This window comes from Streptomyces sp. NPDC033174 (genome assembly GCF_055577795.1).
Window position 1 is genome coordinate 314284 of sequence record NZ_JBVIPQ010000001.1, and the last position, 12105, is coordinate 326388.

The following is a 12105-nucleotide window of genomic DNA, read 5'->3' on the forward strand; positions in this document are numbered from 1 at the left end:
GGATTCCCTTAAGGACCCCTTACCGCCGGACATGGCACACTCTCGCCGATGGACATATCAGGGACGCGGCTCAGGGGGCTGCGGGCGGCGCTCTTCACGGCAGTGGTCGTGACGCTGTCCGCCGCCTCCCATGTGCTGCTGTCCCGGGTCCCGCTGCCGCTGCCGACGGTGGCGCTCGTGTCGGCCGGTGTCTTCGCCGTGGCGTACGGCCTGGCCGGCCGGGAGCGCGGCTTCTGGCCCATCGCGGGGCTGCTCGTCTTGCTGGAACTCGCCGCCGACACCGTGTTCACCACCGGCCAGCACGTCTGTTACGGCCCGGCCGGCGGCCCCGTGGCGGGTTCCCTGCGGTCCGTCGGCGTCGACGTGCTGTGCGGCGGCGGTGTCGGGGCCCCGCTGCCCGGCGTGGTCGCGCCCGACGGCGGCGCGGCGGCCCTGCTCAGCTCCCCGGACCCGGCGCTGCCCTGGCTGCTGCTGGCCGCCCATGTCTCGGTGGGCCTGGTCGCCGCGGCCTGGCTGCGCCGCGGTGAGTCGGCGCTCGCCCGGCTCGCCGGGGCCGTGGCCGCGTTCGCCTTCCGGCCCCTGTCGCTGGTGGCGGCCCTGTCCGGCGCGCCCCGCCCGGCCGTGCGGCGTGGCGGGCGGCCGGTGGACCGGCCGCGCTCTTCCCGTACCCGCTTCCTCGTGCACTCCGTGGGACGCCGGGGACCTCCCCGCCCGGGGTTCGTCCTCGCCTGAGCACCGCGGTCCGCCATGCCCCGCGGTCCGCCCTTCTCTTCTTCTCTTCTCTTTCACGTCCACGGAGAACACGATCATGAGTGCACGCAACAGCCACGCCAACAAGGCCGCCGCCCGCGAGCGGCTGCGCGCCGAGCGCGAGCGCCAGGCCAAGAAGGACAGGACGCGCCGGCAGATCATCGTCGGCGTGTCGATCGTCGGTGTCCTCGCCGTCGCCGGCGGCATCGGCTACGCCATCACGCAGGCCAACAAGCCGGGCCACTGGGAAGCCGCCAAGAAGCAGACCGCCGTCACCGCGCCGAAGAACACCTCGGGCACCAACGGAACCACCGTCGTCATCGGCAAGCCGACGGCCAAGAAGACGCTGGAACTGTACGAGGACTCGCGCTGCCCGATCTGCGCGACCTTCGAGCAGGCGGTCGGCGAGACGGTGAAGCGCGACGTCGACGCCGGCAAGTACAAGATCAAGTACATCGGCGCCACCTTCATCGACAACCCCGGCCAGGGCGAGGGCTCGAAGAACGCCCTCTCCGCGCTGGGCGCGGCGCTCAATGTCAGCCCTGAGGCCTTCCTCCAGTACAAGGCCGCGCTGTACTCCGCGAAGTTCCACCCGGAGGAGAGCCAGGACAAGTTCGCCAAGGACTCCTACCTGCTGGAGGTGGCCGACTCGGTCACCGCGCTCAAGGGCAACGCGGAGTTCAGGAAGAACGTCGAGGACGGGACCTTCGACGCCTGGGCCATGAAGATGTCGGCCGCGTTCGACGACAGCGGCGTGACCGGCACGCCGACGCTGAAGATGGACGGAAAGACGATCACCGCGGAGGGCGCCAAGAACGCGCCCATGACGGTGGAGCAGTACAGCGCCGCGATCGCCAAGGCTCTCAAGGGCTGAGCCACTTCAGGGCACTTCGGGGCACTTCGGGGCGGTCCTTGAAGGACGAGCGGGGTAGTTGAGCACCGCTCCCGGCCGACGGGCAGGCGAACTTCCGGTTTTCGCCTGCCCGTTCGGCTTACCCATGAGTAATCTGACTGCCCGTGACCAGTCGACACATACCCCACATACGCCCTGCTCACGAGGGCCTCGGCGGCAGACCCAGTCGCCGTACGGTCGTGAAGGCCGCTGCAGCCACCGCAGTGGCGGCCCCCGTCCTTGCGGCCGCCGCCTCCCCCGCCCTCGCCGGCACCACGGCGCCGGCTTTCCTCCACGGCGTCGCCTCGGGCGACCCGCTCCCCGACGGCGTCCTTCTGTGGACGCGCGTCACCCCGTCCGCCGACGCGGTGCCGGGCTCCGGCCTGGGCCCGGACACCGAGGTGACCTGGGAGGTCGCCGAGGACAAGGACTTCACCCGGATCACCGCCCGGGGAACCGCCACCGCGACGGCGTCCTCGGACCACACCGTGAAGGCCGATGTCAGGGGCCTGAGCCAGGCGACCACCTACTACTACCGCTTCTCGGCCGGCGGAACGCTCTCGCCGGTGGGCCGCACCCGCACCACCCCGGCGGTCGACACCACCACGCCCGGTGTCCGCTTCGGCGTGGTCTCCTGCGCCAACTGGGAGTCGGGCCACTTCTCCGCCTACCGCCATCTCGCCGCCCGCGCCGACCTCGACGCGGTCATCCATCTCGGCGACTACATCTACGAGTACGCCACCGGCGGCTACCCGGCCGAGAAGTACGTCGTCCGGCAGCACGAGCCGAAGCACGAGATCGTCTCGCTCGCCGACTACCGCACCCGGCACGGCCACTACAAGACGGACGCCGATCTGCGGGCGCTGCACGCCGCCCATCCGGTCATCGCGATCTGGGACGACCACGAGTTCGCCAACGACGCCTGGTCGGGCGGCGCGGAGAACCACACACCGGGCGCCGAGGGCGAGTGGGCGTCGCGCGCGACAGCCGCGAAGCAGGCGTACTTCGAGTGGATGCCGGTCCGCGCCTCCACCGAGGGCACGGTCTACCGACGGCTGCGCTTCGGCAGGCTGGCCGATCTGCACCTGCTGGATCTGCGCACCTTCCGCTCGCAGCAGGCCTCGGTGGGCAGCGGAAAGGTCGACGACCCGGAGCGCTCGCTCACCGGCCGGGCGCAGCTGGACTGGCTGAAGGCGGGGCTCTCCTCCTCGGACGCGGCCTGGAAGCTGGTCGGCACCTCAGTGATGATCTCGCCGGTCGCCTTCGGGTCCGTGCCGGCCCATCTGCTCGGGCCGATCGGCGAGTTGCTGGGGCTGCCCAAGGAGGGCCTGGCGGTCAACGTCGACCAGTGGGACGGCTACACCGACGACCGCAGGGAACTGCTGACGCATCTGACCGGGCAGGGGATCAGGAACACCGTCTTCCTCACCGGTGACATCCATATGGCCTGGGCCAATGACGTACCGGTGAAGGCGGCGACGTACCCGCTGTCCCCGTCGGCGGCCACCGAGTTCGTGGTGACGTCGGTGACCTCGGACAACCTCGACGACATCCTGCACGTCGCGCCGGGGACCGTCTCGCTGGTCGCGGCCACCGCGGTGAAGGCCGCCAACCGTCATGTGAAGTGGCTGGACATGGACCATCACGGGTACGGCGTACTCGATGTCACGGCGGCCCAGGCGCAGATGGACTACTACACACTCTCGGACAAGGCGAAGCCGGACGCCACGGCGGCATGGATCCGCTCTTATCGGACGCTGAGTGGAACGCAGAAGGTCGAGCGGGTGTACCGCCCGGTGAACTGACGGGTCGGCAGAGGCGATTTTCAGCCAGTTGATCTTCCGTTAACAGAAGATCACATCGCTACGGCGGGTGGGGTGTTCGGGCGATCGAATCCGGACACACCACCCGCCTCGGTAGCCGGTTTCGTTACGTGCAGATCTCAAACTCCGGAACGGGCAAGAGAATTTCTTCCGGATGTCCCTATTCCCCCCATGATTGATTGGGCCTGATCAATCCTCATCAAGATCTGTCATGGCCCCGTAATGTCCCCGCGGTGGCGAGGAAAGCCCTCCCACACACCCCCCGCGAGGAGTCACCATGCGTGCTCTTGCCCGAATTTCACCGCGTATGACACGTCGCATACTCGGTACGGCAGCCCTGGCCGGATCCCTGGCCCTGGCCCCGCTCTCCGCCCCCACCGGAGTAGCGGCCGCCTCGGCCCCGACCACCGCTGCCGCCACGGGCACCACCTCCGACGAGTGCGCCGAGGGCACGGGCGCCGGCGCCACGGCCCGTGAGTCCCGCCCCTCGGGCGGCGCCCACGTCAATGAGCCCAACGAGGTCACCGAGGCCAAGGCCAAGGCCATGGACGCCGACCTGAAGAAGAGACTCGACGCTGCCCGCGCCAAGGGCCGCCTCAGCGGCAACGCGCTCGACGCGGCCACCGTCACGAACATCCCGGTCTACTTCCACGTCATCCACAGCGGTACGACCGGCAAGCTCAGCGCCACCGCCGTCAACAACCAGATGGCGGTTCTCAACGCGGCCTACGCCGGCCAGGGCACGGGCAACGTCAACTCCAACTTCCAGTTCACACTGGCCGCGACGGACTACACCGACAACGCCTCCTGGTACAACCTGACCTCGGGCTCGACCGCCGAGAAGCAGATGAAGTCGACCCTGCGCAAGGGCGGCGCCGGCGCGCTCAACTTCTACACCGCCAACCTCGGCGGCGGGCTGCTCGGCTGGGCGACCTTCCCGTCGTCGTACGCCTCCAACCCGTCCCAGGACGGTGTGGTCGTCCTCGACACCTCGCTGCCCGGCGGTTCCGCCGCCAACTACGACGAGGGCGACACGGCCACCCACGAGGTCGGCCACTGGATGGGCCTGTACCACACCTTCCAGGGCGGCTGCACTGGAAACGGGGACTACGTCGCCGACACGCCGGCCGAGAAGAGCGCCGCGTACCAGTGCCCGACCGGCCGTGACACCTGCACCTCCAAGGCCGGTGTGGACCCGATCCACAACTTCATGGACTACACCTACGACGCCTGCATGTACCAGTTCACCGCGGGCCAGGTGACGCGCATGAACGACAGCTGGACCGCGTACCGCGCGGGCTGACCCTCCCGGAGAGCCACCACGCCCTACAGGCTCTCCAGGAACGCCAGCGCGATCGTCCAGGTCTGCTCGGCCGCGGCCTTGTCGTAGTCGGGCAGATCGGGATCGGTGTAGAGGTGCCCGGCGCCCGGATAGCGGTACACCTCGGTGTCCGCGCCGGCCCTCTGCATCCGCAGGTACCAGGCGGTCAGCCAGTCGTGCGACTCGAACGGGTCGGGGTCGGCGACGTGCAACTGGACCGGCAGCTCGTCGACCGAGGCGTTCTCGGCGAGGTCGGACGTGCCGTGCAGCAGCAGAAGTCCACGCGCCTTGTCGTCGCCCAGCGCGAGGGTCTGCGCGACGGACGCGCCGAGCGAGAAACCGGCGTAGACGAGGCCGCGCTCGGAGTAGGGCGCGGCGGCCATGATGGCCCTCTTCAGCAGCTCTTCCTTGCCGATCCGCTCCCTGAGCTCCAGACCCTCCTCGATCGTCTCGGCGGTTTGACCGTCGAAGAGGTCGGGCACGTGCACGTGGTGCCCGGCCTCGCGCAGCCGTTCGGCTGCCGCGTGCACGGCCGGGCGCAGACCGTAGACCGAATGGAAGAGCATGATGTCCATACCGGTCATCCTGCCATTGAGCGACGGAGACATGGATAACGTGCTGCGCCCGTTGACCGTCTTCGGTGGCTCGGTCCTGCTCACGCTCACGGTCGGCTGGCTTGTCGACCTGCTGCTGCGCCGAGTCGCCGCCAAGCATCACGACACACCCCTGTGGGAGCTGCTGCGCCGCTGCCGGGTGCCCCTCCAGGTGGTCCTGCTGACCGGCCTGCTCCGGGGCCTGTTCCGGCAGAGCGACTGGCGGGTGATCGAGGAGCACGAGACCGGTATCGGCCGGTTCCTCACCCTGATACTGATCGGCGCCGGCGCCTGGCTGGTGATCCATATCGTCGCCGCCGTCGTCGAGTCCACCTACGCCCGGTACGCGTCCACCACGCGCGACGCCGCCCGGGTCCGTCGGGTCCGTACCCAGGTCACCCTGATCATGCGGATCGTGACCGCCGTGGTGGCCGTGGTGGCCGTCGCCGCCATGCTGCTGACCTTCCCGGACTTCCGCACCATCGGCACGTCGATGCTGGCCTCCGCGGGCATCATCGGCATCGTCGCCGGTGTGGCCGCGCAGTCCACGCTCGGAAATCTCTTCGCCGGCTTCCAGATCGCCTTCGGCGACATGGTGCGCATAGGCGACACCGTGGTGGTGGACGGCGAGTGGGGCGTGGTGGAGGAGGTGACGCTCACCTTCCTCGCCGTACGGACATGGGACGAGCGCCGGATCACGATGCCGGTGTCGTACTTCACCAGCAAGCCCTTCGAGAACTGGTCGCGCGGCGGCGCCCAGATGACCGGGACGGTCTTCTTCCACCTCGACCACTCCGCGCCGCTGCCGGAGATGCGCGACAAGCTCAAGGACATCCTCGCGGACTGCCCGGCCTGGGACGGCCGCGACTGGAGCCTCGCGGTCACCGACACCACGCCCACCACCCTGCAGGTACGGGCCGTGGTCACCGCGAAGGACGCGGACGACGTCTGGACGGTGCGGTGCACCGTACGCGAGCAGATGATCGCCTGGCTCCACGAGATCCACCCGTACGCGCTGCCCAGGGTCGCGACGGCGCAGGCCGCGCTGGTGCCCCAGCGCGGCGGCGCGGGCCCCGACCTGCGGCCACCGCGGCCCTCGGAGATCCACAGCAACAACGCCGACGCCTATGTGGACGCCGCCGCGAAGGAGAACGGGGAGCCGCCGCGCACCGGACGGGGCTGACCCCGGACCTCAGCGCAGGCTGCGCACGTCCAGCTGCCGCAGCACCCGGTCGACGACCTCCGGGTCGGCGCCGGGCTCGCTGCGAGCCGAGAGCACCTCGTGGCGGGCGGCCGACATCATCTCGCGCTGGATCCGCTGCACGGCCTTGAACCGTTCGCCGCGCTGCGCGAGGGCCGCCCGCCGCTCCTCGTCCAGCATGTCCGGGCTGATCCGCGCCCCGATGTCGAAGGCGCCGCGGTGCAGACGCTCCTGCACCTCCTCGGGAAGCTCCTCGACCTCCTCGATCTCCTTGAGCCGGCGCTTGGCGGCCTTGGCGGCTCGGATCGCGAGGTCGCGCTCCAGTTCCCGCTCGGCGTCCGTGTCGGCGCGCACGCCGAGCCTCCTCACCAGCCACGGCAGGGTGAGGCCCTGGACGACCAGGGTCGTCATGATCACGCAGAAGGCGATGAAGACCATCTCGTCGCGCCCCGGGAACGGCTCACCCGAATCCGTGCGGAGCGGAATGGCGAGGGCGAGCGCCACCGAGGCCACGCCCCGCATCCCCGACCACCACATCACGACGGTCTCCCGCCAGGTCGTGGGGATCTCCTCGTCGTAATCCCGGCGCTTGTGCAGCTTCTTCGCGGCCCAGGTCGCGGGCAGCAGCCACAGCAGCCGTACACCGATCACGACGGCGACGATCGCCGCGCCCCAGCCGAACATCTCCAGCTCCCGGCCGTCCGCCAGCCCGAAGACATGGTGGAGTTCCAGCCCGATGAGACCGAAGGCGATGCCGGTTACGAGCGTGTCGACGATCTGCCAGAACGTCTGTCCGGCGAGCCGTCCCATCACGTCGTCTGCGTCGAGGGCGTGCTCGGCGAGGAAGAGCGCGGTGACCAGCACGGCCAGCACGCCGGAGCCCAACAGCTCCTCCGCGAGGACATAGCTGACGAAGGGGACGAGTAGCGTCAGGCCGGTCTGGAGGGTGGCGTCGTCGAGCAGCCCCATCAGTTTGTTGGTGACCCAGCCCAGCGCGAGGCCCACGACGACGGCGACGACGGCGGAGAGGACGAGCTCCCCCACCGCGCGGGGCCACGAGAACGTTCCGCTGACGGCGGCCGCGATCGCCACGTGGTACAGCACGATGGCGGTGACGTCGTTGAACAGCCCCTCGCCCTCCAGGATCGACACGAGCCTGCGGGGCAGTCCGAGCGACCCCGCGACGGCGGTGGCGGCGACCGGGTCGGGCGGCGCGACGAGCGCCCCGAGCGCGACGGCCGCGGCAAGGGGCAGCACCGGGACGAGCGCGTTGGCGACGGCGGCGACGGCGGCCGTCGTGACGAAGACCAGCGCCACGGCGAGCAAGAAGATGGGGCGCATGTTGGCGGCGAACTGCCGCCATGAGGTGCGCTGCACGGTGGCGTAGAGCAGCGGCGGCAGGACCAGCGGGAGGATGAGCTCCGGCGGGATGTCGACGTTCGGCACGAAGGGCAGGAACGCGAGGACGACACCGGCGACCGTCATGAGCACGGGCGCGGGCAGCCTGAGCCGTTCGCCGAGGGGTACGGTCAGCAGGGCGCCGAGCAACAGCACGAACAGCAGCGCCAGTTGATCCACGGGGAAGCCCTCCGGCCCTTCAGCAGGTCGATGATCAGGGCCTCAACCCTGCCATGCGCCTTCCCGAATCCCCATGAATCACCCCTGCGACGCCGATCACGCCGATCACACCGCGCGGGTGTAGCTAGAGGGGCCGGCGCATCGCGCGGTGCGTGATGCCCGCGTCGAAGAACTCGGGACCGTACGCCTCGTACCCCAGCCGCTCGTAGAAGCCGAGCGCCTGCGTCTGCGCGTGCAGGTCGACGGCCGTCAGACCGCGCTCCCGCGCCGCGTCCTCGATCGCCCGGACCAGTGCCACGCCGACCCCGAGGCCGCGCGCCGCCTTCGAGACGGCGAGCCGGCCGAGCGAGCCCACGCCCTCGTCGCCGCCCGTCTTGCCGGCCGCGGCGGCCCCGTGCAGCAGGCGCCCGGTCCCCAGCGGCAGCCCGTCCCCACGCACCGCGAGGACGTGCACGGCCGTCGCGTCGTACGCGTCGTACTCCATCTCGCTCGGCACCCCCTGCTCAACCACGAAGACGTCCCTGCGGACGGCGTAGCACGCCTCCCGGTCCGCCGGGTCCACGGCTTCCCGTACGACGAAGGACGCAGGGGAGGGCGAGGGCGAGGACGTCGGCGCCATGCTCACTGGCTCTCCGCCGCGATCTTCTCCAGCGCACTCTGCAGGTCGGCCGGGTAGCCGCTCTCGTACTCGACCCACTGGCCGTCCGACGGGTGCTCGAAGCCGAGGCGCACCGCGTGCAGCCACTGCCGGGTCAGTCCCAGGCGCTTGGCCATCGTCGGGTCGGCGCCGTAGGTCAGGTCGCCGACACAGGGATGCCGGTGCGCGGACATGTGCACCCGGATCTGGTGCGTGCGGCCCGTCTCCAGCTTGATGTCGAGCAGCGACGCCGCCCGGAACGCCTCGATCAGGTCGTAGTGGGTCACCGACGGCTTGCCCTCCGCCGTCACGGCCCACTTGTAGTCGTGGTTGGGGTGGCGGCCGATGGGTGCGTCGATCGTGCCGCTCATGGGGTCCGGGTGGCCCTGCACCAGCGCGTGGTAGCGCTTGTCGACGACCCGCTCCTTGAACTGCGCCTTGAGCAGCGTGTACGCGCGCTCGGACTTGGCGACGACCATCAGGCCGGACGTGCCGACGTCGAGCCGGTGCACGATGCCCTGGCGCTCCGCCGCGCCCGAGGTCGAGATGCGGTATCCGGCCGCCGCGAGGCCGCCGATCACCGTCGTCCCGGTCCAGCCGGGGCTGGGGTGCGCGGCCACGCCGACCGGCTTCACGATCACGACGATGTCGTCGTCGTCGTGGACGATCTCCATGCCTTCGACGGGCTCGGCCACGATCTGCACCGGCGCCGCGGCGCCGGGCATCTCCACCTCGAGCCAGGCGCCGCCGCTCACGCGCTCGGACTTGCCGACCACCGAGCCGTCGACCTGGACCTTCCCGGAGGCGGCCAGCTCGGCCGCCTTCGTACGGGAGAACCCGAACATACGGGCGATGGCGGCGTCGACGCGCTCGCCCTCCAGGCCATCGGGAACGGGCAGGGTTCTGATCTCGGGACTCGTACTCACCCGTCGAGTATGCCGGACGCCACCGACACGTCAGTCCTTGTGGACGGTTCCGTCGGGGTCGAGACCCTTGAACGACAGGATCACGATCAGGAAGCCGCCGCACACGATCGCCGAGTCCGCCAGGTTGAAGACGGCGAAGTGGGCGGGGGCGATGAAGTCGACGACCGCGCCCTCGAAGACTCCCGGAGCACGGAAGATACGGTCGGTGAGATTGCCCAGCGCGCCACCGAGGAGCAGTCCGAGCGCGATGGCCCACGGCAGGCTGTACAGCTTGCGCGCCAGCCGGGCGATCACGATGATCACGGACGCCGCGATCACCGTGAAGATCACGGTGAAGGCCTCGCCGAACCCGAAGGCCGCGCCCGGGTTGCGGATCGCCGCGAGCTTCAGCAGATCACCGATGATCTCGATCGGCTCGTGGTGCTCCAGCTTGGCCACCACGATCATCTTGCTGACCAGGTCCAACAGGTAGGCGACGGTCGCCACGGCGAAGAGCACGGCGATCCGGCGCCTGCCCCGCGGCCGCTCGGCCGGCGCCGCGGCCTCGTCGGCTCCTGCTGAATCCGGCGTACCGATGACGCTCTCCGCCTCTGCCACGTGAGTCCCTCAACCTAGGTGCCTGACTGTGCACGAGGGTACGGCACACCTGTACGGACCGGGCCCGGCCCGGGATCTCTCAGCCCCGCCGCTCCTGCTTCTGCTTGTCCTCGACACAGAGGGTGGCCCTCGGGAAGGCCTGCATCCTGGCCTTGCCGATCGGCTTCCCGCAGATTTCGCACAGTCCGTACGTACCCGCTTCGAGCCGCTGGAGCGCGTGCTCGGTCTGCTCCAGCATCTCGCGGGCGTTGGCGGCCAGCGCGATCTCGTGCTCGCGCGTGATGTTCTTGGCGCCGGTGTCGGCCTGGTCGTCGCCCGCGCCGTCCCCGGAGTCCCGCATGAGGCCCGTCAGCGCGGCCTCGGACGCGGCGATCTCATTGCTGAGCCTCGTCGCCTCACCCTCCAGCTCGGCCCTCGCCTCGGCGACCTCCTCGGGGGTCCATGGCTCCTCGCCCGGGCGTACGGCGAGCTCTCCGGGATCGGCCCCGACGCCGCGGACAAGCGGCACGGCACTCGCCGCCGCGCCCCCCTCGGCGTCGAGGTCGGCTGTCGTGGTCACGTCCACGGTCTTCTTCGCTGCCACCGTGCTGGCTCCCGTCTGCTCCACGGCCGCAGGCGCGGCCTTCTCGGCGGTCTTACTGGCGGCGGACTTCTTGGCCGCGGACTTCTTCGCTGCGGTCTGCTTTGTTGCGGTCTTCTTTGCTGCGGTCTTCTTAGCTGCGGTCGTTTTCGCTGCGGGCTTCTTTGTTGGCGTTGTTGGCGTTCTTGGCGTTTTCCCGGCGGCGGACTTCTTGGCCGGGGCCCCGCCGGGTGATCCCTCGGCCGTGACCTTCTCGAACACTTCCTTCTCGGCCGGCGTCCTGTCGGACGGGCCCTTCTTCGCCGAGGCGGCGGCGGGCACGGTCTTCTTGGCTGCGGCCTTCTTGGCCGTGACCTTCGCGGTGGTCTTCTTCCCGGTGGCCTTCCCGGAGGCAGCCTTCTCAACGGACTTCTTCTCGGCGGACTTGGCGGGCGCCTTCGCCGTGGCCTTCTTCGCGGCGCCCTTCTTCGCCACCGCCTTCTTCGCCACCGCCTTCTTCGCGGACTTCTTCCCCGTGGCCTTCTTCCCTTGGGTCTTCTCCGCACTCTTCTCCCGGTGTGACGGAGAGTCCGGAGGCGACTTTCCGGCCGGGGGCGCCGCCCCAGTCCCCCCGACCGCGCCGTCGGCGGCGTCCGCCCCCGCGGAGGCCTTCCCGGCCGCCGCGCGCTTCGTGGAGGTGGTCTTCTTCGCGACGCGCTCCCGCGCCACCGACGTCTTCTTCGGAGCCGCGGTCTTCTTCGCGGCGGCCTTCTTCGCGACCGTGCTCTTCTTGCCGGTCACGTCCTTGGCCGTCGCGCCCGCCGCGGTGGACCCGGCGGGCGTCCTCTTCGCGGCGGTCTTCTTCGCCACCATGTCGCGGCCCCTTCACATTTTGTGATCTTGCTCGCGCATCGTGCTGGGACGATAAATCGACCCCAGCCCCGCGGCAACGGGGCACGCCGCCGGTCGGGGCCCGCCTCTGCCCCGGTCGGGCGAGCCTGCATCCGTTGTGCCCAGCTCCCCGCCCTGTAATCCGCCCCACCGGCCCCCTGGAGCCCACCCTCGCCCGTATGACCATTCGGGTCACGCCGGGACCCGGGGGCGCCCCGCCGATATACGGTCGGCCGACCCCCGCCCGGGCCCGTACACTGGGCCCAGCGAAAGGCTTGGATGGGGACGAGTAGCGTCGTACGCAGCCATGAGCGACCCGGGGACGGTGAGAGCCCGG

11 protein-coding genes are annotated in these 12105 nt (G+C 70.1%); 5 read left to right on the forward strand and 6 right to left on the reverse strand.

The genetic code is table 11. From position 1 onward, the window contains the following. Positions 1–48 precede the first annotated feature (48 nt). The 4 genes from ACZ5VC_RS01485 to ACZ5VC_RS01500 all read left to right on the forward strand — a co-directional run bounded on the left by ACZ5VC_RS01485 (position 49) and on the right by ACZ5VC_RS01500 (position 4768). Positions 49–732: a hypothetical protein gene (locus tag ACZ5VC_RS01485; RefSeq protein ID WP_469118099.1), complete on the forward strand. Its 684-nt coding sequence runs from the start codon at positions 49–51 to the stop codon at positions 730–732. A 76-nt stretch (positions 733–808) separates the two neighbouring features. After that, positions 809–1624, forward strand: coding sequence for a DsbA family protein (locus tag ACZ5VC_RS01490; protein ID WP_469118100.1), 816 nt, complete (start codon positions 809–811; stop codon positions 1622–1624). A gap of 143 nt (positions 1625–1767) precedes the next feature. Next, a complete protein-coding gene (locus ACZ5VC_RS01495) occupies positions 1768–3447 on the forward strand; it encodes an alkaline phosphatase D family protein (protein ID WP_469118101.1) in 1680 nt (559 codons plus the stop codon). A gap of 325 nt (positions 3448–3772) precedes the next feature. Then, positions 3773–4768, forward strand: a complete 996-nt coding sequence (locus ACZ5VC_RS01500) for a zinc metalloprotease (protein WP_469118102.1) — start codon at positions 3773–3775, stop codon at positions 4766–4768. A gap of 23 nt (positions 4769–4791) precedes the next feature. On the opposite strand, the gene ACZ5VC_RS01505 is transcribed toward ACZ5VC_RS01500, so the two are convergent. Continuing rightward, positions 4792–5361, reverse strand: a complete 570-nt coding sequence (locus ACZ5VC_RS01505) for a dienelactone hydrolase family protein (protein ID WP_469118900.1) — start codon at positions 5359–5361, stop codon at positions 4792–4794. A 31-nt stretch (positions 5362–5392) separates the two neighbouring features. Here ACZ5VC_RS01505 and ACZ5VC_RS01510 point away from each other — a divergent pair, with 31 nt between their 5' ends. Continuing rightward, positions 5393–6562 carry a mechanosensitive ion channel family protein gene (locus tag ACZ5VC_RS01510; RefSeq protein ID WP_469118103.1) on the forward strand — a complete coding sequence of 390 codons (1170 nt, stop codon included), beginning with the start codon at positions 5393–5395 and terminating at the stop codon, positions 6560–6562. A 9-nt stretch (positions 6563–6571) separates the two neighbouring features. On the opposite strand, the gene ACZ5VC_RS01515 is transcribed toward ACZ5VC_RS01510, so the two are convergent. From ACZ5VC_RS01515 to ACZ5VC_RS01535, 5 genes are all read right to left on the reverse strand, one after another. After that, entirely contained in the window at positions 6572–8158 is a 1587-nt protein-coding gene (locus tag ACZ5VC_RS01515; protein ID WP_469118104.1) for a Na+/H+ antiporter, read from the reverse strand. Positions 8159–8282: 124 nt separating this feature from the next. Continuing rightward, positions 8283–8777, reverse strand: a complete 495-nt coding sequence (locus tag ACZ5VC_RS01520) for a GNAT family N-acetyltransferase (RefSeq protein ID WP_469118105.1) — start codon at positions 8775–8777, stop codon at positions 8283–8285. A gap of 2 nt (positions 8778–8779) precedes the next feature. Continuing rightward, the gene (locus ACZ5VC_RS01525; RefSeq protein WP_469118106.1) at positions 8780–9721 is read right to left on the reverse strand and encodes an RluA family pseudouridine synthase; all 942 of its coding nucleotides are present in this window, start codon (positions 9719–9721) and stop codon (positions 8780–8782) included. Positions 9722–9751: 30 nt separating this feature from the next. Further along, positions 9752–10318, reverse strand: a complete 567-nt coding sequence (lspA, locus tag ACZ5VC_RS01530) for a signal peptidase II (protein ID WP_469118107.1) — start codon at positions 10316–10318, stop codon at positions 9752–9754. Positions 10319–10397: 79 nt separating this feature from the next. Then, positions 10398–11750 carry a TraR/DksA family transcriptional regulator gene (locus ACZ5VC_RS01535; RefSeq protein WP_469118108.1) on the reverse strand — a complete coding sequence of 451 codons (1353 nt, stop codon included), beginning with the start codon at positions 11748–11750 and terminating at the stop codon, positions 10398–10400. Positions 11751–12105: the final 355 nt, after the last annotated feature.

Bases quoted from the DNA above. Each gene is read 5' to 3' on its own strand.
- ACZ5VC_RS01485 (WP_469118099.1), top strand. From the start codon at position 49: ATGGACATATCAGGGACGCGGCTCAGGGGGCTGCGGGCGGCGCTCTTC.
- ACZ5VC_RS01490 (WP_469118100.1), top strand. From the start codon at position 809: ATGAGTGCACGCAACAGCCACGCCAACAAGGCCGCCGCCCGCGAGCGG.
- ACZ5VC_RS01500 (WP_469118102.1), top strand. From the start codon at position 3,773: ATGACACGTCGCATACTCGGTACGGCAGCCCTGGCCGGATCCCTGGCC.
- ACZ5VC_RS01505 (WP_469118900.1), bottom strand. From the start codon at position 5,361: ATGGACATCATGCTCTTCCATTCGGTCTACGGTCTGCGCCCGGCCGTG.
- ACZ5VC_RS01510 (WP_469118103.1), top strand. From the start codon at position 5,393: ATGGATAACGTGCTGCGCCCGTTGACCGTCTTCGGTGGCTCGGTCCTG.
- ACZ5VC_RS01520 (WP_469118105.1), bottom strand. From the start codon at position 8,777: ATGGCGCCGACGTCCTCGCCCTCGCCCTCCCCTGCGTCCTTCGTCGTA.
- ACZ5VC_RS01535 (WP_469118108.1), bottom strand. From the start codon at position 11,750: ATGGTGGCGAAGAAGACCGCCGCGAAGAGGACGCCCGCCGGGTCCACC.